This is a genomic window from Streptomyces sp. NPDC036815, from assembly GCF_055609205.1.
In genome coordinates this window covers 60782-84373 of sequence record NZ_JBVJPW010000024.1, presented here as the reverse complement: position 1 = coordinate 84373, position 23592 = coordinate 60782, and the positions used below count along the sequence as shown (strand labels likewise).

The window sequence follows — 23592 nt, the reverse complement described above, 5'->3', positions numbered from 1 at the left end:
GGCCCGAACCGACTCCACCCGTGACACCTGGCGATTCAGTCCGTACGCTGCTGAATATGGATATGCACAGCGTGGGCACCGTGGCCCTTGGGACCTCCGGGACGACCGCGGCGGACGTCATCGCCGTCGCGCGCGGCAACGCACGGATCGAACTCTCCGACGAGGCGCTGACGGCGCTCGCCGCCTCCCGCGAGATCGTCGACGCGCTCGCGGCCAAGCCCGAGCCCGTGTACGGCGTCTCGACCGGCTTCGGCGCGCTGGCCAGCCGCCACATCGGCCCCGACCTCCGCGCCCAGCTGCAGCGCAACATCGTCCGCTCGCACGCGGCGGGCATGGGCCCGCGCGTGGAGCGCGAGGTCGTCCGGGCGCTGATGTTCCTGCGCCTGAAGACGGTCTGCTCCGGCCACACGGGCGTGCGCCCCGAGGTCGCCCAGACGATGGCCGACGTCCTGAACGCGGGCATCACGCCCGTCGTCCACGAGTACGGCTCGCTCGGCTGCTCCGGCGACCTCGCGCCGCTGAGCCACTGCGCGCTGACGCTGATGGGCGAAGGCGATGCCGAAGGCCCCGACGGCGAGCTGAAGCCCGCGGGTGAACTGCTCGCCGCGCACGGCATCACCCCCGTCGAGCTCCGCGAGAAGGAGGGCCTCGCCCTCCTCAACGGCACCGACGGCATGCTCGGCATGCTGATCATGGCCCTCGCCGATCTGGAGAACCTCTACAAGTCAGCGGACATCACGGCCGCGCTGACGCTGGAGGCGCTGCTCGGCACCGAGAAGGTCCTCGCGCCCGAGCTGCACGCCATCCGCCCGCACCCGGGCCAGGCCGCCTCCGCCGCCAACATGCTCGCCGTCCTCGACGGTTCGGGCCTCACCGGGCACCACCAGGACGACGCGCCGCGGGTACAGGATGCGTACTCGGTGCGCTGTGCCCCGCAGGTCGCGGGCGCCGGCCGCGACACGATGGCGCACGCGCGCCTGGTCGCCGAGCGCGAGCTGGCCGCCGCCGTCGACAACCCCGTCGTGCTGCCCGACGGCCGCGTCGAGTCCAACGGCAACTTCCACGGCGCCCCGGTCGCGTACGTGCTCGACTTCCTCGCGATCGCCGCGGCCGACCTCGGCTCCATCGCCGAGCGCCGCACGGACCGCCTCCTCGACAAGAACCGCTCGCACGGCCTGCCGCCGTTCCTCGCGGACGACGCGGGCGTCGACTCCGGCCTGATGATCGCCCAGTACACGCAGGCGGCCCTGGTCAGCGAGCTGAAGCGGCTCGCCGTCCCCGCGTCGGCCGACTCCATCCCCTCCTCCGCCATGCAGGAGGACCACGTCTCCATGGGCTGGTCCGCGGCCCGCAAGCTGCGCACCGCGGTCGACAACCTCACCCGCATCGTGGCCATCGAGCTGTACGCGGCCACGCGCGCGGTCGAGCTGCGCGAGGGCCTCACCCCGGCGCCCGCGACGCGCGCCGTCATCGAGGCGGTCCGCAAGGCGGGCGTCGAGGGCCCGGGCCCGGACCGCTTCCTCGCGCCGGACCTGGCGGCGGCGGACGCGTTCGTACGGGCGGGCGCGCTGGTGGCGGCGGTCGAGCCGGTCACGGGAGCGCTGGCCTAGCCGGGCCCTGTACGTACGTCGAAGAGGGTGCCGTCACGTGGTGGCGGCACCCTCTTCCGTGTTCCTGGTGGCACGTCAGTCGCGGTCGACGTGCTCGCGGGTGACCTTGCCCTTGACGGCGTCGATGTCGAAGTCGGTCTTGTTCCAGTCGTCGGTGACGACGTCGACGTTCCAGACCAGACCGCCGCTGTCGTTGTCGTCGAGGCTGACGGACGTGACGGTCCCCTTCTTCTTGTCCGTGGCGACCTTGGCGGCCTGCTCCGCCGTCTGCTTGCTGCGGGAGAGCCAGTCGGCCGTCTCGCGCTTGTCGTCGGCGTCCTGGTCCTTGTCCGGGGCGGAGCTGATCACCTCGCCCGAGACGGCGTCGATGCTGACCTTGTGGACGGTGCCGTTCTTCTCGGCGACGTCGGCGATCCAGCGCGGGCCGGCCGAGCTGGCGCTGCCGCTGGGGCTGGCACTCGTACTCGCCCGCGCGCTGGCACTCGCGCTCGCGTCGTCGCTGTCATCGTCGTCGTCCACCCCCTCCAGATCCAGCTCGGTCAGCATGCCGCCGTCGACCTTCTTCAGCGCCGTGGCGGCCGCCTTGTCGTAGGTGACCTTGGTGGTGGTGAGCAGCGCCTTGCGCTCCTGCTGGTCCTGCGTGAGGGACGCGCTGCCGGAGGGGCTCTCGGAGGGGGTGGGCGCCTCCTTGCGGGCGGACTGCGCCGCGCCGGACGCCGACGACGCGGACGTCTCGCTGTCGCTGTCACCGCAGCCCGTCACCAGGGTGGCCGAGGCGGCGATGGCGCAGACGGTGCCGATGAGGCGGATGTGGCGGAGGCGGGGGGTGCCGGACCTCATGGGCCGGGGCTCGAATCTCATACCCGCATGCCTAGCCGTCGACTGGGCCGCCCATGTTGCGCAGCGCCCAGGGTCACCCGATCGACCGGTGTCTTTGATGGTTGCCGGGGCCGCCCGGTTTTTTGCGGAGTGTGGCGCCTCCGGGCCGGGAGTAAAGGGCGCTCCTGCGTCGCGTCGGCTGCGCCGATTCCGCTGCGCTCCACCCTTGACTCCCGCCCCTCCACCGCACGTTGACCTTGACCCGGACGGCCAGGGGTGGGACCCACGGGACTGCCTACGGGGTCATCCCCTTTCATCGCCGGGTGCGGACCGGCCCATCGTGCGCGGCTGCCTCGGTGCGGGCTCGGCCAGCCGCCCGGCCTCGCCGCTCGGGCCATCCCCTCTCGCTGCCGGGTGCGGTCCGGCCCATCGTGAGCGCGGGCTACGGAAGGCGCTCGGCCCACTGCCCCGGCTTCGCTGGTGGGGTCATCGGCTCTCGTTGCCGGGTGCGGACCGGCCCATCGTGCGCGGACGCCACACGCAGGGGCGCCGCCGGACGGGCGATTCACCGCTCCCGGGAACCTACTTTGGGAAAGTTGCGAATCGACCCGCCGCGCGCCCCCCGTCATGCGCAATGCGCCCCCAGTCATGTGGGCTCTTCGGGTGGAGCACCCCCTGATGGGTGGTCTTGGGGAGGGCGCGTGGGGTGTGGCCGGGGGGCGCGTGCCGACTTGCTTCGCAACTTTCCCAAAGTAGGTTCCCGGGTGCGGCTGACCGGGCCGTGACGGTGACGGCCACGGACGATGGGCCGGTCCGCACTCGGCCGTGAGAGCCGATGACCCGAGCGGCGGAGCCGGGCGGCTGGCCGAGCGCGCACCGAGGCGCTCGCGCACGATGGGCCGGTCCGCACCCGGCGATGAAAGGGAATGCTCCCCGTAGGCAGTCCCGTGGGTCCCACCCCTGGCCGTCCGGGTCAAAGTCAACGTGCGGTGGAGGGGCGGGAGTCAAGGGTGGAGCGGAGCGGAATCGGCGGAGCCGACGCGTAGCGCAGCGGAGCGCCCTTTACTGCCGGCCCGGAGGCGCCACACTCCGCAAAAAGCCGGGCGGCCCCGGCAACCGTCAACGTCCCCGGCCCGCCAGCGTCGCCCCAGGGCGCAGCCGAACCCACCCCGCCCACGCCGACACCACCATGTCCCGCACATCGTGCTTCGCGGACCAGCCGAGCTCCTCCGCGACACGCGCCGCCGACGCGACCACGCGGGCCGGGTCGCCGGGGCGGCGGGCCGTTACCTCGGCGGGGGTGTCGTAGCCCGTGACGTCGTTGATCAGGTCCGTCATCTCGCGGACCGAGACGCCCTCGCCGCGGCCGACGTTGAGGGTGAGGTCCGTGCCGGGGGCGGAGGACGCCAGTTTGCGGGCCGTGGCCACGTGGGCCTCCGCGATGTCGACGACGTGGATGTAGTCGCGTACGCACGTGCCGTCGGGGGTGGGGTAGTCCGCGCCGAAGATGAGCGGGGCCGCGCCGTCGGTGAGCTTCTCGAAGACCATCGGGACGAGGTTGAAGACCCCGGTGTCGGCGAGTTCGGGGGCCGCCGCTCCCGCCACGTTGAAGTAGCGCAGGGACGCCGTCGACAGGCCGTGGGCGCGGCCCGCCGCGCGGACCAGCCACTCGCCGGCCAGCTTCGTCTCGCCGTACGGGCTCATCGGCAGGCACGGTGTCTCCTCGGTGACGAGGTCGACGTCGGGCATGCCGTACACGGACGCGGAGGAGGAGAAGACGACGTGGGCGACGTCGGCCGAGGAGACCACGGCGTCGAGCAGGACCCGCAGGCCTTCGACGTTCTCGCGGTAGTAGTGCAGCGGGCGCTCCACGGACTCACCGACCCGCTTCTTGCCCGCCAGGTGCACCACGCCCGTGACCGCGTGCTCCTCGAAGGTGCGCGTGAGCAGGTCGCCGTCGAGGACCGAGCCGACCACCAGCGGCACCCCGTCGGGGACGCGCCCGGCGATGCCGGTGGACAGGTCGTCGTAGACCACGGCCCGCTCGCCCGCCTCCGTCATGGCGCGGACGACGTGCGCCCCGATGTATCCGGCGCCGCCGGTGATCAGCCAGGTCATGGTCGGCTTGTCCCGTCTTGTCGCGAGTGTGATGCGTGGAGGTGCAGTGTCGCAGAGGCGGTGTCGGGGACGCGTCAGCGGCCTGCCGTGCCCCGGACGGAGCGCAGCAGACGGGTCAGGCGCCGCTTCGCGACCCCGGCCACGCCCCGCACGCCGGGCGCGAGCCGCACCGAGAGGTTCCCCGCCTGCGTGGCGTACGGCTGGACGAGCAGCACGCCGCGCCGCCTGCTCGGCACCACCGTGCGGCGCAGCAGTCCCGGCCCGGCGACGGCGTGGGCGGTCGTGTCGCGCGTCGTCCCGTCCTCGAAGCGGAGCCGCAGGCGGACGTCCCACACGCCGTCGTCCAGCGACCCGAGGTCGAGCAGGACGGTGGCGACCCACGTCTCCCCGGGCCTCTCGGCACGGAACGCCGCCGTCCGGCGCAGCCCGGGCAGGCCGCCCTGGCGGTGGACGAGCTCGACGTCGACGGTGGCCGGACCCGCGTCCGCGACGCGCCCGTACAGCTCGCGCAGCCGCAGCGTGAGCCGCGTCCCGCCCGCGGCCGGGCGCAGCGCGCCGTCGACCGCGATGGGCAGCAGCCGTACGGGCCGGACGAGCAGGTGCTCCAGGGTGACCTGGGGGAGGTCGTCGGCCCAGATGGGCGTGGCGTCGGCCGCGCGCGGGTAGGGCGGCGCGAGGCGCGCGGGGCGGGCGGCCACCTGCTTGAGGCGGGGCAGGTCGCGGGGCGCGTCGGCGGCGAGCAGGACGCGGGCGATGACGCGGCCGGGCGCGGGCGCCGCTTCGAGGTCGGCGTCGTCGAACGTCGCCAGGTACGCGCGCGTCAGGGCCCACCACTCGCGCTGGTACTCCGTGCCGCGCGCGGTCAGCTCGCGGGTGTACATGCGCAGGCCGTGGTCGAGGAACTTGGCGCGGGCCGCCCGCGCGAGCCGCTTGCCGCCGGTGCCGCGCGCGTCCCGCAGGATCTCCACGGACTGGCGGTGCGCCTCCATGCGGGCCTGCCAGTTGGCGATGCCCGCGCGGTCCAGGGAGATCGACAGCTTGGCGGCGGCGCGGCGCACGTGCCAGACGTAGACCGTGTCGGGGACGAGCGCGATGCGCGGCGCGGCGGCCAGCATGCGGGCGGTGAAGACGAAGTCCTCGTAGATGAAGCGGCCTTCGGGGAAGCGGACGCCGTGCTCGCGCAGGAAGGCCGTGCGGTAGAGCTTGTTGACGCAGAGCGTGTCGTAGACGAGGCGGGTGCGCAGCTCGGGGCGGGCGACGAGGCGCGCCTGCGTGTAGAGCTCGGGCTGCCAGGGCACCTCGCGCCCCGAGGGCAGCTCGCGGCGCACGCACAGGCCCGCGGCGACCTCCGCGCCGTGCCGTCGCGCGGCGGCGAGCAGGGCGGCGACCGCGCCGGGCGGCAGCACGTCGTCGCTGTCGAGGAACATCACGTACGGCGCCGCGGCGGCGTCGATCCCGTCGTTGCGCGGGGTGCCGCAGCCGCCGCTGTTGGCCGCGCGGCGGATCACCCGCAGGCGCGGGTCGGCGTCGGCGAGCCGGGCCAGGATGTCGGCGCTGCCGTCCGTCGAGCAGTCGTCGACGGCGATCACCTCGCGGACCGCGGGTCCCTGGGAGAGGGCGGAGCGCACGGCGTCGGCGACGTGGGCCGCGTCGTTGTAGCCGATGACGACGACGGAGACCTGGTCGGCGCGAGCGGCCTGGTCCTGGGCGGGCGGTTGAGGCAGGGTGCGTTCCACAGGGGAAATTTTAGAGGCTTCTGGTAATTATCCGATTAAGGGGGCTATGCCGGGCGGGGCACACCGAGGAGAGAGGCAACAAATCCGGCATCAGTCATCGGGTGCCCCGGCTGTCCCTCCCGTAACCCGGGCGAGCACTTCCCCGGTGTGCCGGCTCCAGTCCACGACCACCGCCTCCGGCGGGGCCTTCTGGTCGGGCGAGAGAAGCAGCCACCGCACGTCGTAGCGGCGGGCGATCGCGGTGCGCTCGGCGCGGGTGGAGCCGGGGTCGAGGTAGGCGCGCACGGCCGCCAGGCGGTGGGCCCGCACGCTCTCGTCGAGTGAGGCGTCCGGCCAGGCGGGCGCGACGAGGTTGGCGCCGTAGCCGGGTACCGAGCGGGTGGGGCGGTAGCCGTTCGTCAGGACGACGTCGCCCTTGCGCATATGGCCGACGGCCCACCCGTAACCGGGCCAGCGCGGCGGCTGGTCGAAGCCGATGGGGTCCAGAGCGCGCGGCACGACGGCGCCCGCCTGGATCTGGAAGAACCCGACGCAGGCGCCGAGCGCGGCGGCCCCGGCGAGCGCGCCGCGGCGCCACCCCCAGGGGCGGGGCGCCGCGAGCTCGATGGCCAGGGCGAACTGCGGGGGGACGAGGGTCAGGCCGAGGATGCGGCCGTAGGTGTAGTGGCCGCTGACCCAGCCGTACGTGACGACCGCGCACTCCAGGGCGAACATCAGGACCAGCGGGTCCCTGCGGTCCCGGCGAAAGCGCAGCCAGAGGGCGGGCAGGCCGAGCAGCGCAAGCCAGAAGCGCTGGGGCATCTCGGTGTAGAGCTGGCGGTGGATCCAGTCGACGGACTCGTCCCCGACGAGGGAGAACACGCTGTAGTACGGCCAGAGCGCCGCAACCACCGCCGCGCTGACGGCCGTTGCCGCCCAGGGCCACACCGTGCGGCCCGACGCCGCGAACGCGACGACGCCGATGACCGCCGCCACCGACGAGATGGGGTGGATGAGCAGGATCAGCCCGCACAGCGCGCCGAGCCCCGCGTACGGCCACCAGCCGGGCCGCGCGTCACGGGCCAGCGCCCCCGCCCACGCCCAGGCCCAGAACGCCAGGCCGATCGCGAACGTCGACGGGTAGCCGAGGTTCCCCGTCATCGACATCAGGCCCAGGTAGCCGCTCCACCACGCCATCCGGGTGCCCCACAGCAGCACCATCGCGGCCGGCGCGAGCACCGGCGCCCACGGGCGGGGCGTCAGGACGCGGACGAAGCGGCCGATGCCGGTGAGCAGGACCAGCAGGTTCAGCGGGCCCGAGAGCTTCACGACCTCCCAGCCCGCCGCGCCCGTCGCCTTGGCGAACAGGCCCTGCGCGACGGCGTACGGCGAGTAGTACGGGCTGCCGTGGCCCGGCAGCCGCGCCATCGGGTGTGCGGGGTGGAGGAGGTTCTCCTTCAGGCGTTCGACGACGGCCGCGTGCTGGCCGAAGTCGCAGCACATCGGGACCCGCCAGAACGCCAGCGACATCACCAGCCAGAAGAGCCCGCCGAACACCAGGTAGGGGCTGGGGCGGCGGCGCGCACCGCCGCCGAGCGCCGTCGCGCCGTGGCAGATCCGCCGGGTGAGCAGTGCGCCGCTCACCGCATGAGCCTCTCCGCGACCCGGGCCGCGGCCCGCCCGTCGTCCAGATCGCAGTAGGACTCGCGGAACGCCGCGTACGCCTCCGCGTGCCGTGCCGTGATCGCGTCCAGGTCGCGCAGCGCCTCGACGACCTCGCCGGTGGAGGCGAGCAGCGGGCCCGGCGCGTGCGTCTCGAAGTCGAGGTAGAAGCCGCGCACCGTGTCGCGGTAGTGCTCCAGGTCGTAGGCGTGGAAGAGCATCGGGCGCCCGGTGTGCGCGAAGTCGAACATCAGCGAGGAGTAGTCCGTCACCAGGACGTCGGCCAGGAGCAGGAGTTCGGCCGCCCGCGGGTGCGCGGACACGTCGCGCACGAAGGGGGCGCGGGCGCCCGGCAGCCGGCCCGCCGCCAGCGGGTGCTTGCGCACCAGCAGGACGTGGTCGTCGCCGAGCACGGACTCGGCCGCGCGGAAGTCGAGGGCGGGCTCGTAACGGAACCGGCCGGGGGAGTACGCGAGATGGTCCCGGTACGTCGGCGCGTACAGCACGATCCGCTTGTCCGGCGCGATGCCGAGTTCGCGGCGGACGCGGTCGGCGACCTTCTGGCGGTCCTCGGCGAACAGCACGTCGTTGCGCGGCGAACCGGCCTCGAGGACCTCGCCGTCGTAGGCGAGGGCGCGCCCCAGGTGAGGGGTGGAGAAGCGGTTGGGCGAGACGAGCACGTCCCACTGGCGGGAGAGCCGGGGCAGCGCGTCGAGGTGGCCGTGGTCGGCGTAGAGGGTGTCGGTCAGGTCGGTGCCGATCCGCTTGAGCGGGGCGCCGTGCCACGTCTGGACGACGGTCTGGCCCGCGCGGCGCTCGAAGAAGTCCGGCAGGTGGCCCGCGGTGACGATGCGGCGGCAGCGGGCCAGCGCGTCGTACCAGGCGGCGCTGTGCTCCTCGACGCCCCGCGCGCCGGCCGGGACGCGGGTCTGCTGGTCGTGCGTGACCCACAGGTGCTCGCCGCCCGCGCCCCGCCGCAGCAGCTCCTCGTGGACGGCGCGCGGCGAGTCGCCGTCGAAGTAGAGGACGGCGTCGGTCAGGGGCAGCTCGCGGCGGGCCGGGTAGTGGACGGTGCGCAGCCTGTGCCGCCGGTACGCGCCCCGCTCGGAGCGGGGGAGCACCGACCCCGCCACGACGAGCAGCCGGTCGCCGAACCGCCGGTCCAGGGTGAACTCCCGGCCCTGGACGGTCCGGTGGAGGGGCAGCGTGGCGGACGCGGCGGCGAGCAGCCGTACGGGCATCCCGTCCTCGGCGCGCCCGTCCGGGCCGTCGGCGCACGAGGCGGTCTCCCGCAGGAAGGCGTACCAGCGGCCCTCCCGCAGCGCCCCGCCGCCCGGCGCGAGCACCGCGCGGAACCGGCCGTCCTCCTGAGCGGCGGGCGCGGTCAGTTCCTCGTCGCGGCCGCTGTGCCGGAGGACCAGTTCGGGCTCGGCCCAACTGGCCGCCGCCATCGGCCCCTCCACGGTCAGCGTGCCGTCCGCGCCCCACGCGACGCGGTCGGCGACCGGCTGCCGGGTCAGCTCGACGACGAGACCGCCCCGGTCGTTGGCGGTGGCGCACAGCTCCCGGCCCGCGCGCGACGCGTACCGGCCGGGCGGCAGGTCGAGGGTGGCGGCCAGGGACTTCAGCGTGCCGTCGGGCAGGACGAGGTTGGCCTGCCAGCGGTCGCCGTGCGGCGGCTCGACCTCCTTGGGCGCGAGGTGCGGGGTGGGCGCCACGCCCTCCAGGTCGCCGAGGCGCACGCGGACCTCGAAGCGGTCCCCGGCGACCCGCACCGGGTAGTCGAAGTCCGTCCCGGTGTGCGCGTGGGTGAGGCGGAGCAGCGTGGGGCGCGTGTGTCCGGGCAGGGTGCCGGCGAGGACCACGTCGTCCCCGTCGAGCCGGTGGGTGTCCACGCGCGCGGTGTACTCCTGGACGCGCAGCACGAGCCGGCCCTTGCTGAAGCCGATGACGAGCCGGAGTCCGTCGCCGAGCTCCCGCACCACGGACTGCGAGGACGCCCCCTCCGCGGCGCGCACGGCGGCCCGCCGCACCGTGCCGTGGCCCGCGACGACCACGCCGAGCAGCCAGTTGCCGGGCCGCCAGCGGCCGCCGGTCCTGAGCTGTTCGGGGTCGACGGTCATCTCGAAGCCGGACAGGTCGTAGCAGTGCAGCCGCTGCCGCGACTGCTCGGTGGCCTCCGGCGCGGTGACCGTCCGCGTCGGCACGCGGCGGATCAGGCGTCTGCTGTGCGCCGACTTGAGCAGGCCCGCCTTGACGGAGTGGCCGGGCCGGGTCGCCGCCAGGTTGCGCACGTACGCGTATCCGCTGATGCGCAGCTTCCCCTCGGCGTCCCAGCGGGTCTCGCCCACCCGCGCCACGACGGGCAGGTCGTCCCGCCCGACGCGCGCCAGCTTCTCGGGGACGGGTCCGACGCCCGGGTACGCGGCGCGGCGCCGCACCTTGCCGCGCACGTGGAAGGCGGTGCCGTTGGTCCGCTCGAAGGTGAGCAGTTCGATGAGTTCGGCGGTGCGCGCGGCGCGGACGAGCTCCCATTTGACGCGCAGGTCGACGGGGAGGCCCGTGAGCACGTCCGGGTCGGCGCGGCGCAGGAACGCGGCGGTGTCCGCGGTGAACGCGGCGCGGTACTCGGGGCCGCCCATCGGCAGCCCTTCGAGGAAGTACACGAAGTCGTCGCGCAGGCAGGAGGCGTCGTACGTCTTCTTCATCTCCGGCGCGTGCTCGGCGAGGAACGCGCTGACGTGCGCGCAGGCCGCGATGCGGTCGCGCACTCCCTTGACGTCGGTGCGCCGCCGGGTGATCGAGCCCTCGCGGACCCGCCAGTAGTAGACGTGGTCGCTGAGCACGTCCACGGACCCGGCGAGGAAGTGCGCCGGGATCATCACGGGGGTGTCCTCGTAGAGCTTGCCCTCGGGGAAGGTGAAGCGGTGCCGGTCCCAGAAGGAGCGCCGGAACACCTTGTTCCAGGCCACGCGGTCGGAGAGCAGGTCGAGGTCGCGGGCGATGTGGGTGCGGGCGCGCGGTTCGGTCAGCCACTTGTACTGCCAGGCCTGGGAGCGGCCGCGCTCGGTGAGCCGCCAGACGTTGCCGCTCGCGAAGTCGGAGCCGGTCTCGTCCAGGCTCGCGATCATCCGCTCGTAGGCGTCGTGCGGGACGACGTCGTCACTGTCGACGAAGGTCAGGAACTCGGCGGTGGGGGAGGCCTTGCGCACTCCGGTGTTGCGGGCGGCGCTCAGTCCGGCGTTGCGCTGGCGCACGTAGACGAAGCGGGGGTCCTTGGCTGCGAACTCGCGGGCGATCAGGGGGCTGCCGTCCGTCGAGCCGTCGTCGACGAGGATGCATTCGAGCCCGCCGCGCCCCTGCGGCCCGCCCAGCAGGCCGGGTCCGTCCACGGTCTGCCCGGCGATCGACTCCAGGCACTCCTCCAGGAACTCCTCGACGTTGTAGATGGGTACGACGACGCTGAGACGGGGCTGCACAGGGACCGGCCTTTCGTGGGGATAAGGGCATATTCATCCCCCTTGCCCGCTCGCGGCTCCCCACGGTCATACTCCGCGCCGCCGACCACCCCAAAGAGTGACGATCGGTCTTCGACAGGCGGTGTCCCGCTGACTACGGTCGGTGTCCATGTCGCGCTTCTCGGTCGTCGTCCCCGTCCACCGCGTCCAGGGATACCTGCGCGCCTGCCTGGACTCGGTGCTGACCCAGTCCTTCGGCGACCTCGAACTGATCGTGGTCGACGACGCGTCGCCCGACGCCGGTGCCGCGATCGCCGCGGAGTACGCGGAGCGCGACCCGCGCACGCAACTGCTCCGCCTCCCCGAACGCTCCGGACCCGGCCCGGCCCGCACCCTCGGCGCCGAGCACGCCACCGGTGACCACCTGCTCTTCCTCGACGGCGACGACCTGCTCCTGCCGGGCGCGCTGGCGGCCGCCGACGCCGCCCTCTCGGCGGCGGACGAGCCGGACGTCCTGCTCTGCGCGCACGACCGCGTCGACTGGTGGGAGAACGTCCGCCCCGGCGGCGACGACCTCGCGGGCGACCCACTGGCCGTCACCCCCGCCGCCTGGAACCGCTTCTTCCGGCGCGGCTTCTGGCAGGAGCAGCGGCTCGCCTTCCCCGCCGGGGCCTACGAGGACGTCGTGCCGGTCCACACCGCGACGCTGCGCGCGGGCGACCGCCTCGCCGTCCTCGACCGGCCGTGCGTGCGCTGGCGCGAGCGGCGCGCCGGGAGCTTCGCGAAGACCCCCGGGCGGGCCCACTTCGCCCTCGTCGAGCGGTACGGGCGGCTGCTCGCCGCCGTCGGGGCCGAGGAGCGCGCCCGCCTCCTGCCGCACGCCGCCGCCCACCTGCTCGCCGTCCTGGAGGACCCGGGGCGGATCGAGGAGGCCGACCGGCGCGACTTCTTCCTCGCGGCCTCCCACACCTACCGCGCCCACGACCAGGGCGGCACGGAGCCGCGCACGGCCGCGGGCAGGGCCCTCGCCGCCGCCTCGTACGCCGCGTACGACCGGCTGCGGAAGGCCGAGACGCGGCGCCTGCGCGTCACCCGGCAGCTGAAGCGGCAGAAGAAGAAGCTGCGGGCCCGCGCCATGCGCGCCGCCTACCGCGGCGACCTGCGCCGCTCCCTCGACCCGCACCTCGCGGTGTACGGCGCCTACTGGAACCGCGGCGTCTCCTGCAACCCGGCCGCCATCCACGCCAAGGCCCGCGAACTCGCCCCGCACATCCGGGGCGTGTGGGTGGTCTCCAGCCGCAACAGGCACCTGGTGCCGCCCGGCGTCGAGTACGTCATCGAGGGCTCCCGGCGCTACTGGCAGACGATGGCCACGGCCACCTACCTCGTCAACAACTCCAGCTTCCCCGGCGGCTTCACCAAGCGCCCCGGCCAGGTCTACCTCCAGACCCACCACGGCACCCCGCTGAAGACGATGGGCCTGGACCAGCGCCGTTACCCGGCGGGCACGCACGGCATCAGCTTCCAGAAGGTCCTCGACCACACCGACCAGTGGGACTTCAGCCTCTCCTCGAACCCGCACTCCACCGAGGTCTGGGAGCGCGTCTACCCGTCCGGGGCCTACCGCGCCCTGGAGGCCGGATATCCGCGCAACGACGTGTACTTCACGGCGGACGCGGATGAAGTGACGCGCGTGCGCGCGGAGTTGGGGGTCGGCGACGGCCGGACCGTCCTCCTGTACGCGCCCACCCACCGCGACTACCAGAAGGGCTTCCTGCCCCGCCTCGACCTGCGGCGTTTCGCGGAGCGGCTCGGCCCCTCGTACGTCGTGCTCGTGCGCGCCCACTACTTCTACGGCGCCGACGCGGGCCTGGAGAGCCACCCGCAGCTCGTCGACGTCACCGGGCACGCGCGCGTCGAGGAGCTGTGCCTGGCCGCCGACGCGCTGGTCACGGACTACTCGTCGCTGATGTTCGACTACGCCTGCCTGGACCGCCCGATCGTCACCTACGCCCCCGACTGGCAGGCCTACCGGCTCGCCCGCGGCACCTACTTCGACCTGCTCTCCGGCCGCCCCGGCGAGACCCCCGGTGCCGTGGCCACCACCGAGGACGAGCTCGCCGGGCTGTTCCGGCTCGGCGGCTGGGACACCCCGGAGACGACGGCGCTGCGGGCGGCGTTCCGGGCACGCTTCTGCCCCTACGACGACGGCGGAGCCGCCGAACGCGTGGTCCGGCGGCTCTTCCTGAGCGGAACTCAGGCCTCGGAGCGCCGCTCGTAGGGCGAGCGCACCGGGAAGTACGCGGTCAGGAACGACCGGATGGCGAGCGCCATCTCCTCGTCCGTCACGCCCCCGTCGGGGGACTCCCCGATGCAGAACGCGGTCCGGTCGCGGTTCTGCAGCAGCCGCCCGAGGCGCGCGTGGTCGGCGCGGTCGCCGATGTCCACGAAGTCGTACGCGATGGAGCCGGGCACGGCCCGCCCGGTGAGGTACGCGTAGTGCTGGTGCAGCGACGAGACGAGCGCGATGTCGCCGCGGGAGCGGAAGCGGCTGCGGGCCGTCGCCGCCAGCTGCTCGGGGAAGCGCTCGGTGATCTCCCGCAGGACACTGCGGCGCAGCGCGTACGGGACGTGGAAGAAGCTGTGTGTCGTCGTCCTGCCGAACGCGCGGCGCAGCAGCTCGCGGTTGTTCTTCGCCGCCGCCAGGTACCCCTCGTCGTCCGGCGCGACCGGCAGCGCGGGCACGGACGCCGACGACCAGAAGAAGCGGGCGAGGCCGTTGCTGAGGAAGAAGGTCTCCGGGGTGGTGGGGCGGCCGAGGAACATGTCGTCGTTGAAGTAGAGGAAGTGCTCCGAGAGGCCCTCGACGCGGTGCAGCTGGGACTCGATGGAGTGCGAGTTGAAGGTCGGCAGGCACGCCTCGGGTTCGGCGAAGAGGTCGCGGTGGTCGACGACGGTGACGCCCGGGTGCTCCCGGTCGAGCCAGGGCGGGGTCTGGCCCGCCGTGACCAGGTACACGTGCCGGATCCACGGCGCGTACATCGCGAGGGAGCGCAGGGAGAAGCGGAGCTCGTCGCGGTTGCGGAAGCGCACCGCGCCGTTGTCCGCCGACGTGTCGCCGCCGCCGCGCGTCTCGTCGCGGGCGGCGCGCCACTCGGGGTCGGAGTCGTCGACCCACGTGTAGACCGCGTCGATGGGGAAGTCGACGTCCTTGACCAGGAGTTCGGTGAAGACGTCGAGGGTCGGGTAGGCGCGCTCGGCCACCCGCAGGGACGCCGTCGGGGTGAGCGAGGGCAGCTCCGCGCCCGCCAGCGTCGAGCCGAACGGGGCGTGCCGGGCGCCCTCGGGCGTGCGCGGCCAGAACGCCACCGTGCAGGCCAGACCCGCGCCGTGCCGCAGCGACAGCGTGGTCGTGGTGACCGGCTTGAAGAGCTTGACGCCCGCCAGCTCCCCGATGCCGTCGAGGCGCTCGGCGAGCACGGTGCCGGGCGGCGCGTCCCGCGGGTTGACCAGCTCGGCGTAGACGGGCTGTCCGCGCAGCGCGGCGGCGAGCGCCTTCAGGGCGCGGTCGCGGTCGTCGTCGGCCACCGCCAGGGTGTGGGCGGTGGCGCCCGAGGTGCGGACGACGACGTAGGGGACGTCCTGCGCCTCCAGGGCGGACGCGGTGAGCTCCAGGTTCCAGTCGGCCATGCGCGGGGCGAGGACGTCGTCGCGCCGCTCGGCGAGCCGGCCCACCGAGCGGATGACGCGGCCGGTGGTGTCGGCGGCGAGGATCTCGTCCTCGCGGGCGTGCTCGTCCGCGCCCGCCGCGGCGTCGAAGGTGTGCGGGGCGGTGGGGCGGAAGCCGCTGCCGCCGGACGCGACGCCGAGCGCCACCCGGTCCGCGCGCCCGCGCAGCCGCTCCGGCCGGTCGCGCCCGGCCACGAGCCGCGTGTACAGCTCCTCCCAGCGCGCGGTCACGTCCCCCGAGGAGAACCGGGCGTACACGCCTTCGCGGGCGGCCCGCGCGCAATCGCGCCGCATCGCCGCGTCACCCATCAACTCGTCCATCGCGCGCGCGAGTTCGTCCACCGCGCCGGGCGGCACGAGCAGCCCGTCCACCCGGTGGCGGACGATCTCGGCGGGACCCGTGAGGACGTCGTACGCGACGACGGGCACCCCGGCGGCGAGCGCTTCGAGCAGCACCAGCGGGAACGCCTCGTTGTGGCCCGCCGTCATCAGGCTCAGCCCGGCCTTGGCCCACTCGGCGGCCATGTCCTGGCAGGGCCCGAGCAGCTCGACCCGGTCGTGCAGGCCGAAACCGTCGACGAGGCGGCGCAGGTGGCGCTCCCGGTGACCGCTGCCGAAGATCCGCAGCGTCCACTCCGGGTGTGCCTCGGCCACCTGCGCGAAGGCCCGGACGGCGTGGTCGACGCGCTTCTCGCCGGTCAGCCGCGCCGCCATGACGATGACCTTGCTCTCGCCGTCCGCACGCGGCCGGAAGCCGTCGGGCACGGCGTTCGGGACGACGGCGAGCTCGGGGGCGGTGGCGCCGAGGGACTCCGCGATCCAGTCGCGGGTCCGCCCCGTCAGCGTGACGAGCGCGTCCAGGCGCGGCGCGTGCAGCAGCAGCGGTTCGCCGGACGGCCCGCGCCGCTGGGTGGGGCGGTGCTCCTGGTGGACGGTGACGACCCGCGCGGGCACCAGTGCCACGGCGGCGGCGAGCAGCGCGGGCGTGGTGGTGACCAGGACGTCGGTGTCGAGGGTGCCGAGCGCGGCCGTCATCTCGATGTCCGAGAGCCGGTCGAACGCGTCCTCCCAGGCCGGTTTGATCAGCTCGCTGGGCAGCGCGGCGAGCGTGCGGCAGGCCGCGTCGTCCAACTCGCTGTCCCGCAGCGGGCGTTCCGGTGTCACGGTGCGGTCCACGAGATGCCGTACGGGCAGGTCGCGCGCCTCGGCGAAGAACGGCTCGGCGCGGGTCCTGAAGACGGAGACGACCTCGACCTCGATGCCCGGACGCTCGGCGAGGTGCCGCGCCTGGGTGTACGTGGCGAGCTCCGTGCCGCCCATCTCGTCGCCCCACCCGAGCAGGTACGTGATCTTCATGAGCTCTCCTCCGTGACGGCGGTGATGTCCCAGCACGTGACCGCGAAGGCGCCGGACGCGGTGAAGTGGGCGTGTGCCCGCACCAGCGCGCCGCCGGGCAGCGCGAAGACGCGGAAGGGGGTCGGGTAGGCCGCCGAGGGGTCCCGCACGTCGGACAGCCACCGCCCGATGGGATGCGGGCCGAGCCGGAAGTCCCACACCCACTGCCCGGCCCCCGCCCCGGCCATCGCGCCGAGCGGCACCCGCAGCGTGAACGCCGCACCCCGCCACGCCACTTCGGCCGGCACCACTACACCGTCCCGGCGCCGCACGGCCTCGGCCCGGCCCGCCGGGGTCCCCGCGACGAGACGCCCGTGCACGGTGATGCCGTCCCCGGCCGGTACGAACCGCACCAGCTCCGCCCGCGGCCGCGACCGCGTCGCCTGCAGCACGGCCCGCCCCGACCGGCTCCGGACGACCCGGACCAGGGTCCCCGTCAGCGGGTCGGGGGCGTGCGGCGCGGTGGGCGTGGCGGGCGCGGGGCCGGACTCGGCGGTCGCCAGGCCGTGGCGCCGTACGCGCCCGTCGGCGCCCCGCGTCTCGACGGTGAGCCGCCACACGCCGTCCCGCATGTCGCGCAGGGTGGCCGTCGCGGTGAGGAGCGGGGTGCCGCCGGGGTGCGGCTCGTGGGCGAGGGGGACGGCGAGCCTGCGGTGCCCACGGGTGATCAGGAGCCGGGCGCGGTCCGCCCCTTCGGGGACGGCTCGCGCGGCGATCGCGAGGTTGAGCGTGCGGCTGTCGCGGAGGGAGAGGTGTACGGGGGGCAGGAGCGGGCCGGACCGCCCGGCCCCGCCCGCGGGCCCGCCGCGCCCCGTCCGCCCCGCCGCGGCCCGCTCCAGCCGGAACCGCGTGCTCCGTGCGGCGGCGAGCACCCGCCGGACGAGGGGAGGCGGCCCCGGGAGGCGGGAGGACGTGAACCCGATGCGCTGCATCTGTCCACTTTGACCGCTTCTGCCCCGGACCTCTCGCGCAGCTACGCCATTCTTGCGGCGGGCCGGGGAGGCGTCCGCGGGGTGAGCGGTACGGATCACAGCTGCGAGACGTGCTGGAGACCCGAGTACGGCACCTGGTCCGGCCGCGGGCCGCCGCCGGGCACCGGATGCCGCTCCTCGACCGGCACCACGGACGGCAGCCCGCCCGGCTCGCCGAGCACCACACGGCGTACGACGCGCTCCGCCGCGCGCCCGTCGTCGTACGCGCAGAACCGCTCCCGGAACGCCCGCCGCAGCTGCGCCGAGCGCGATCCCGCCCAGTGCCCGGTAGTGAAGATGTCGGTGAGTTCGTCCTCGCTGCGGGCGACCGCGCCCGGCGGGAACTCCCGCACGTCGAAGTAGGTGCCGCGGGCCGCCTCGTAGGCCTCCCAGTCGTCGATGTGCAGCACGATGGGCCGGTCGAGGTTGGCGTAGTCGAACATCAGCGACGAGTAGTCCGTGACCAGCGCGTCGGAGGCCAGGCAGAGGGACTCCACGCTCGGGTGGTCCGAGACGTCGATGATCCGGTCCGACGGCTCCCCGACGGCCATCGGCGCGTCGTAGAAGCGGTGCGCGCGGGTCAGGAACACGAAGCGCGGGCCCAGCGCGCGCAGCACCCGGGCCAGGTCGAGGCTGTGGCGCTGGGAGCGGGCGTAGTCGCGGTGGGTCGGCGCGTACAGCACGGCGATCGCGCCGTGCGGGATGCCGAGGCCCGCCCGCAGCCGGGCGACGTCGGCCGAAGTCGCCTGCTGGAAGCGGTCGTTGCGCGGACAGCCGTATTCGAGGGTCGTGTACGAGGCGGGGAACACCCGCTCCCAGACCAGCGTCGAGTGGCGGTTGGCCGACAGGACGTAGTCCCACTTGTCGGCGTTGCTCAGCAAGGTGCCGAAGTCCGTGCCGCGCGCCGCCGCCGGACGCTCCCGGAGGTCCAGGCCCATGTGCTTGAGGGGCGTGCCGTGCTGGGTCTGGACGAAGACCTGGCCGGGGCGCTTGACCAGCCTCCGGTCGAAATTGACGTTGTTCACCAGGTACTTGGAGCGGGCGAGGGCCGTCCAGTACGCGGCCGTGCCGGGCCGCAGCCTGCGCGTCGCCGTCGGGATCGTGTGGTGGTGGCGCGGATGGGCGATCCACGCCGTGCGCACCCCCGGCACGAACTCGCGCATCGCGGCTTCGAGCGCGCCGGGGCTGCAGGAGTGGCCGCGCCCCCAGTACGAGGAGAAGACGGCGTGGTGCTCGCGCACCGGGAGGCGCAGCTGGACGCGGTAGTGCAGCTGGAGCAGGGCGCCCTTGGCGCGGCGGCGGGCGAGGGCCGCGTACCGCCCGGCGCGCTCCCGCAGGCGCGCCGCCGCCCACCGGACCCGGTACGTCCGGTGCGCGCCGAGCCGCGCGAGCGCGTACCGCCGCCGGGTGCCCTGCGGCAGGCGGACGCCCGGCACGCGATGGCGCCGGTGGTGGGAGCGGGCCCTGCGCAGGAACTCGGGGCGCGAGCCGCGCGGCAGCCGGTCCCGCTCGGTGAAGATCTCCGTGAGCCGGACGGCCATGTGCCGGACCAGCGGCGGCCGCCAGGCGGTGGCGAGCTCCGGGCGCGCGTCGAGGAAGGCGAAGACCCGGTCGTACTGGTCGAAGACGTCGAAGTGGCCGCGGCCCGTGGCGGGCGGGGCGGCGCCGCGGCGGCGTCGGCGGTGGTGCACGCAGACCCGGTCGAGGGTGGCGAGACCGCCCGCCGCCATCAGGACCGGGAACGTCCACGCGGTCTCCTCGTACGACCCCGGAGGGAAGGCGAAGCCCTCGCGCTCGACGAAGTCGCGGCGGTGCGCCTTGTCCCAGGCGGCCGGCGGGACGTCGAGGAGGCCCGGCCGGTCGGCGAGCCGGAAGGGGGCCGGGCCGTCCTCGGTGAGGTGGTCCGCGCCCCGGTCGCGGACGGTGTCGCCCGACCAGGAGGTGCGGGCGTGGCCGTAGAGGAGGACGTCCGGTTCGTCGGTCTCCTTGAGGCGGTCGGAGATCGCGTGCAGGGCGCCGGGGGTCAGGGTGTCGTCGCCGTCCAGGAAGAGCAGGTAGTCGCCGGTGGCGCGCTCGAGGCCGGCGTTGCGGGCCCGGCCGGGCCCGACGTTCTCCCGGAGGTGGACGCCCGTCACGCGCGCGTCACGGGCGGCGAACTCGTCGGCGATCGCGCCGCAGGCATCCGGCGAGCGGTCGTCGACCACGATCAGCTCGAAGTCGGTGAAGGACTGCTCCAGCACGGACTCCAGGCACGCGTGCAGATACGCCTGCACCTCGTACGCGGGAACGATCACACTGAACCGGGGCACGGCACATCCATGGGTCGGCGCGGGCATACTGCCCGAAACGCCCGAAGGGGCCGGTGAGTTACGCCGGATGCCCCATACGGGGGAGGGGGCCGCCCCCCGGCCGGGCGGCCCCCTCTTCCGGCTCATCTGCCTACTTCACCGCGCCCGCCATCACGCCGGACACGAACTGCCGCTGGAAGGCGAAGAAGACGGCCAGCGGGATCACCATCGAGATGAAGGCGCCGGGCGCCAGGATCTGCACGTTGTCGCCGAAGAACCGCACCTGCTGCTGGAGCGCCACCGTGATCGGCGGGTTCTGCGAGTCGGCGAAGATCAGGGCGATCAGCATGTCGTTCCAGACCCACAGGAACTGGAAGATGCCGAGCGAGGCGATCGCGGGCGCCCCCAGCGGCAGCACCACACGCGCGAACAGCCGCAGCTCGCCCGCCCCGTCGAGCCGGGCGGCCTCCAGGAGCTCGCGCGGGATCTCCGCGAAGAAGTTGCGCAGGAGGAAGATCGCGAACGGCAGGCCGAAGGCCACGTGGAAGATGACCACGCCGATCGTGGTCTCGAAGATCCCGATCTCCCCGAAGAGCTTGGAGATCGGCACCAGGGCCACCTGCACCGGGACGACGAGCAGCCCGACGACGCCGATGAACCACCAGTCGCGGCCCGGGAACTCCATCCACGCGAAGGCGTACCCGGCGAGCGCCCCGATGATGACGACGAGCAGGGTCGCCGGGACGGTGATCATGACACTGGACAGGAGCGAGTCGGTGATCGTCTCGTCCTTCAGCAGGTTGGAGTAGTTGTCCAGCGTCATCTGCGAGGGCGTGCTGAACACCTTCCACCAGCCGCTCTCGCTCATGTCGGCGGGCGTGCGCAGCGAGCCGACGAGCAGCCCGATGGTCGGCACCAGCCAGAACAGGCCGACCAGCACCAGGAACACGCGCAGCGCGGTGCCGCCCAGGGCCGAGGCGATCCGCCCGCCCACGGACTGCCGGGCCTTGACGATCTCCGTCGGGGCCGTCATCGCTGTGCCTCCCGCCTCATGCGCCGAATGTTGAAGAGCATCACGGGGATCACGAGGAGGAAGAGGAGTACGGCGATCGCGCTCGCCACACCGGAGTCCCGGTCACCGAACGCCGAGTTGTACAGCTGCACCGCAAGGACGTTCGCCTCGTCCTTCGAGGAGCCCGGCGGGATCACGAAGACCAGGTCGAAGATCTTCAGTACGTTGATCATGAGCGTGACGAGGACCACCGCGAGGACCGGGGCGAGCAGCGGCACCGTCACACGGCGGAACACCTGCCACTCGTTGGCGCCGTCCACGCGGGCCGCCTCCAGGAGCTCCCGCGGCACGCTCGCGAGCCCCGCCGCGATCAGGACCATCGTGAACCCCGCCCACATCCACAGGTAGGAGCCGATGATCGCGGGCGTGATCAGGGTGGGTCCGAGCCAGTCGACGCCGTTGTACGCCTCGCGGAAGTTCGACTCCGGGAAGCGCAGCAGGGCCCCGTCGGCCTCCTCGGGCAGCGTGAAGGTCCCGTCGGCGGCCGCCTCGGTGGACGCCACCACCTCGCCGTTCTTCACGGCCTCGATCGTGATGCCCGCGTAGCCGAACTCGGAGGTGTCGGGGGCGTTCGCCCTGCCCCGGCCCTTGCCCCGGGTGAAGTCCTGCCAGGCCGTGCCGGTCACCCGGCCCGGTTCGGCCCGCGCGGGCTCGGCGGCCTTCGCGCCGTCCGGCATCTGCTCCGGCGCCACCCCCGTCAGCGGCAGCGCCACCGGGCTGCCCGCCCGCACCGGCTCCCTGGTGACGAAGGCCCCGCCGCCCGCCGGCTTCAGCGGCGAGTTCATGGCGGGATGCGCCTGCGGGAACGCCGACGACTCGGCGAACGTGTCGTGCACGCTCACCGCGACCGCGTTGGCCACGCCCCGGTCGGGATCGGACTCGTACACGAGCCGGAAGATGATGCCCGCGGCGAGCATCGAGATCGCCATCGGCATGAAGATGACGAGCTTGAACGCCGTGCCCCAGCGCACCCGTTCGGTCAGCACGGCGAAGATCAGGCCGAGCGCGGTCGCGACGGTGGGCGCCACGACCAGCCAGATCGCGTTGTTCTTGATCGCGGTCCGGATGCCGTCGTCCTTGAAGAGCGTCTCGTAGTTGTCGAACGCCGTGAAGTCGCCCGACTTGTCGAAGAAGCTGCGGAACAACGAGTACCCGATGGGGTAGAGGACGAGTGCGCCGAGCAGCACCAGGGCGGGCAGCAGGAACAGCACCGCCACCGCCCTGCGGGTGCCGGTCACACTCGTGCGCGAGGTCGGGGCCGGGCGCGTCACCGGTTCCGGCGCGCCCCCGGCGTTCGCGGACGACATCGCGTCAGTCCTTGTAGGCCTTGGCGGCGGCCGTCTCCAGGGCCTTCTGCGTGCCCGCGACGTCCTTCGGGTTCTTCAGGAAGTCCTGCAGCGCCTTCCACTCGCCCTTGCCCGGCGTGCCGCCGAAGGACTGCGGAGCCTGGTCGGACATGTCGAAGCGGATGTCGTCACCGGCCGCCACCAGCGCCTTGGCGATGTTGCGCTGCACGTCGTTCGGGTACGCCGACATGTCCAGGCTCTTGTTCGGCGAGATGAAACCGCCCGCCTCGGCCCAGATCCGCGCCGAGTCCGGCGAGCCCAGGAACGTCAGGAGCGCCTGCGCGCCCTTGCTGTCCTTCAGCGCGACCGCGGCGTCACCGCCGACCACGGCGGGCGACTCGGCGCCGACCGCGGGGAAGGGGAACACCTTGGCGTCCGTGCCCACCTCGGCCTTGGTCTCCGAGATCGCGAGGGAGACCATGTCGCCCTCGAAGACCATGCCCGCCTTGGGCTGGTCGCCGCCCCGGAACGTCTGCTTCACGGACGCGGGGAACTCGGTCTGCAGCGCGCTGCTCGCGCCGCCCGCCACGAAGCCCTTCTTGCCGAACAGCCCGCCGAGCGTGGTCAGTGCCTTCGTGACGGACGGATCCGTCCACTTGATCTTGTGCGCGGCCAGCTGGTCGTACTTCTCCGGTCCCGCCTGCGAGAGGTAGATGTTCTCGAACCAGTCGGTGAGCGTCCACGCCTCGGCGCCCGCCACGGACACCGGCGGCACCCCGGAGTCGTAGATGGTCTGCGCGGTCTTCATGAAGTCGTCCCAGGTCTTGGGCACGCTCACCCCCGCGTTCTCGAAGACCCGCGTGTTGTACCAGACGAGGGACTTGTTGGCGGCCTTGAAGTACACGCCGTACTGCTTGCCGTCGACGGCCCCGAGCTCCTGCCAGCCCTTGGCGTAGTTCTTGTCGAGCTGCTTCTGCGCCTCGGGGCCGACCGGCTTGGCCCACTTGTTCGCCACCGCCTGCTCGATCGCGCCGACCTGCGGCAGCATCGCGACGTCCGGCGGCTGCCCGCCCGCCACCTTCGACTCCAGGAAACTGATGATGGGGTCCTGGGCGGGTACGAAGGAGACCTTGGCGCCCGTCCTCTTCTCGAACTCGTCGAGAACCTTCAGGAACACCTTGCGCTCCGCGCCGCCCCAGACCGCGGACACGGAGATGTTCTCCCCGTCCAGCTTGGGCAGTCGGAGCGAGCTTCCCTTGGTCTTCCCGCCGTCGCCGCCCTTGTCCGCGTCGTCGTTGTCGTCGTCCCCGCCGCACGCGGTGACCGTGAACGCGAGCGCGCCCGCGACGACGGCGGAGGCGATCCTGGCGGTGGTACGCCGCCGTAGCGGTGCCCTGCGTGTACGAAGAGTGCTGCGCATCACTGCCCCGTTCTCTTCCCTGGCGAGTCCCGTGCGGTCTGGTCTACGC

13 protein-coding genes are annotated in these 23592 nt (G+C 73.5%); 2 read left to right on the top strand and 11 right to left on the bottom strand.

Features of this window, described 5'->3' with window-relative positions:
- Window positions 1-71 precede the first annotated feature (71 nt).
- On the top strand, window positions 72-1610 hold the full coding sequence (gene hutH, locus ACZ69I_RS33435; protein WP_470836396.1) for a histidine ammonia-lyase: 1539 nt from the start codon (window positions 72-74) through the stop codon (window positions 1608-1610).
- A gap of 75 nt (window positions 1611-1685) precedes the next feature.
- Here hutH and ACZ69I_RS33430 read toward each other — a convergent pair whose 3' ends face one another.
- From ACZ69I_RS33430 to ACZ69I_RS33410, 5 genes are all read right to left on the bottom strand, one after another.
- On the bottom strand, window positions 1686-2450 hold the full coding sequence (locus ACZ69I_RS33430; protein ID WP_467670082.1) for a PepSY domain-containing protein: 765 nt from the start codon (window positions 2448-2450) through the stop codon (window positions 1686-1688).
- 1098 nt (window positions 2451-3548) lie between these two features.
- Window positions 3549-4547, bottom strand: a complete 999-nt coding sequence (galE, locus tag ACZ69I_RS33425) for a UDP-glucose 4-epimerase GalE (RefSeq protein WP_470836341.1) — start codon at window positions 4545-4547, stop codon at window positions 3549-3551.
- Between the two features lie 74 nt (window positions 4548-4621).
- Window positions 4622-6283, bottom strand: coding sequence for a glycosyltransferase family 2 protein (locus tag ACZ69I_RS33420; protein ID WP_470836340.1), 1662 nt, complete (start codon window positions 6281-6283; stop codon window positions 4622-4624).
- A 90-nt stretch (window positions 6284-6373) separates the two neighbouring features.
- Window positions 6374-7906: a hypothetical protein gene (locus ACZ69I_RS33415; protein ID WP_470836339.1), complete on the bottom strand. Its 1533-nt coding sequence runs from the start codon at window positions 7904-7906 to the stop codon at window positions 6374-6376.
- Entirely contained in the window at window positions 7903-11403 is a 3501-nt protein-coding gene (locus tag ACZ69I_RS33410) for a bifunctional glycosyltransferase/CDP-glycerol:glycerophosphate glycerophosphotransferase (protein WP_470836337.1), read from the bottom strand. The genes ACZ69I_RS33415 and ACZ69I_RS33410 overlap by 4 nt, the downstream gene beginning before the upstream one ends.
- 148 nt (window positions 11404-11551) lie before the next feature.
- Between ACZ69I_RS33410 and ACZ69I_RS33405 the strand changes: the two genes are divergently transcribed.
- Window positions 11552-13663 (top strand): bifunctional glycosyltransferase/CDP-glycerol:glycerophosphate glycerophosphotransferase, encoded by a 2112-nt coding sequence (locus tag ACZ69I_RS33405; protein ID WP_470836335.1) that lies wholly within the window; start codon window positions 11552-11554, stop codon window positions 13661-13663.
- Here ACZ69I_RS33405 and ACZ69I_RS33400 read toward each other — a convergent pair.
- From ACZ69I_RS33400 to ACZ69I_RS33375, 6 genes are all read right to left on the bottom strand, one after another.
- Window positions 13639-16467: a stealth conserved region 3 domain-containing protein gene (locus ACZ69I_RS33400; protein WP_470836334.1), complete on the bottom strand. Its 2829-nt coding sequence runs from the start codon at window positions 16465-16467 to the stop codon at window positions 13639-13641. The genes ACZ69I_RS33405 and ACZ69I_RS33400 overlap by 25 nt on opposite strands.
- Window positions 16464-17438 carry a hypothetical protein gene (locus ACZ69I_RS33395; protein WP_470836333.1) on the bottom strand — a complete coding sequence of 325 codons (975 nt, stop codon included), beginning with the start codon at window positions 17436-17438 and terminating at the stop codon, window positions 16464-16466. The genes ACZ69I_RS33400 and ACZ69I_RS33395 overlap by 4 nt, the downstream gene beginning before the upstream one ends.
- 95 nt (window positions 17439-17533) lie before the next feature.
- Entirely contained in the window at window positions 17534-19786 is a 2253-nt protein-coding gene (locus ACZ69I_RS33390) for a bifunctional glycosyltransferase/CDP-glycerol:glycerophosphate glycerophosphotransferase (RefSeq protein WP_470836331.1), read from the bottom strand.
- A 130-nt stretch (window positions 19787-19916) separates the two neighbouring features.
- Window positions 19917-20798 carry a carbohydrate ABC transporter permease gene (locus ACZ69I_RS33385; RefSeq protein ID WP_467670064.1) on the bottom strand — a complete coding sequence of 294 codons (882 nt, stop codon included), beginning with the start codon at window positions 20796-20798 and terminating at the stop codon, window positions 19917-19919.
- Window positions 20795-22144, bottom strand: a complete 1350-nt coding sequence (locus ACZ69I_RS33380; RefSeq protein WP_470836330.1) for a carbohydrate ABC transporter permease — start codon at window positions 22142-22144, stop codon at window positions 20795-20797. The genes ACZ69I_RS33385 and ACZ69I_RS33380 overlap by 4 nt, the downstream gene beginning before the upstream one ends.
- Window positions 22145-22148: 4 nt before the next feature.
- A complete protein-coding gene (locus tag ACZ69I_RS33375) occupies window positions 22149-23543 on the bottom strand; it encodes an ABC transporter substrate-binding protein (RefSeq protein ID WP_470836329.1) in 1395 nt (464 codons plus the stop codon).
- Window positions 23544-23592: the final 49 nt, after the last annotated feature.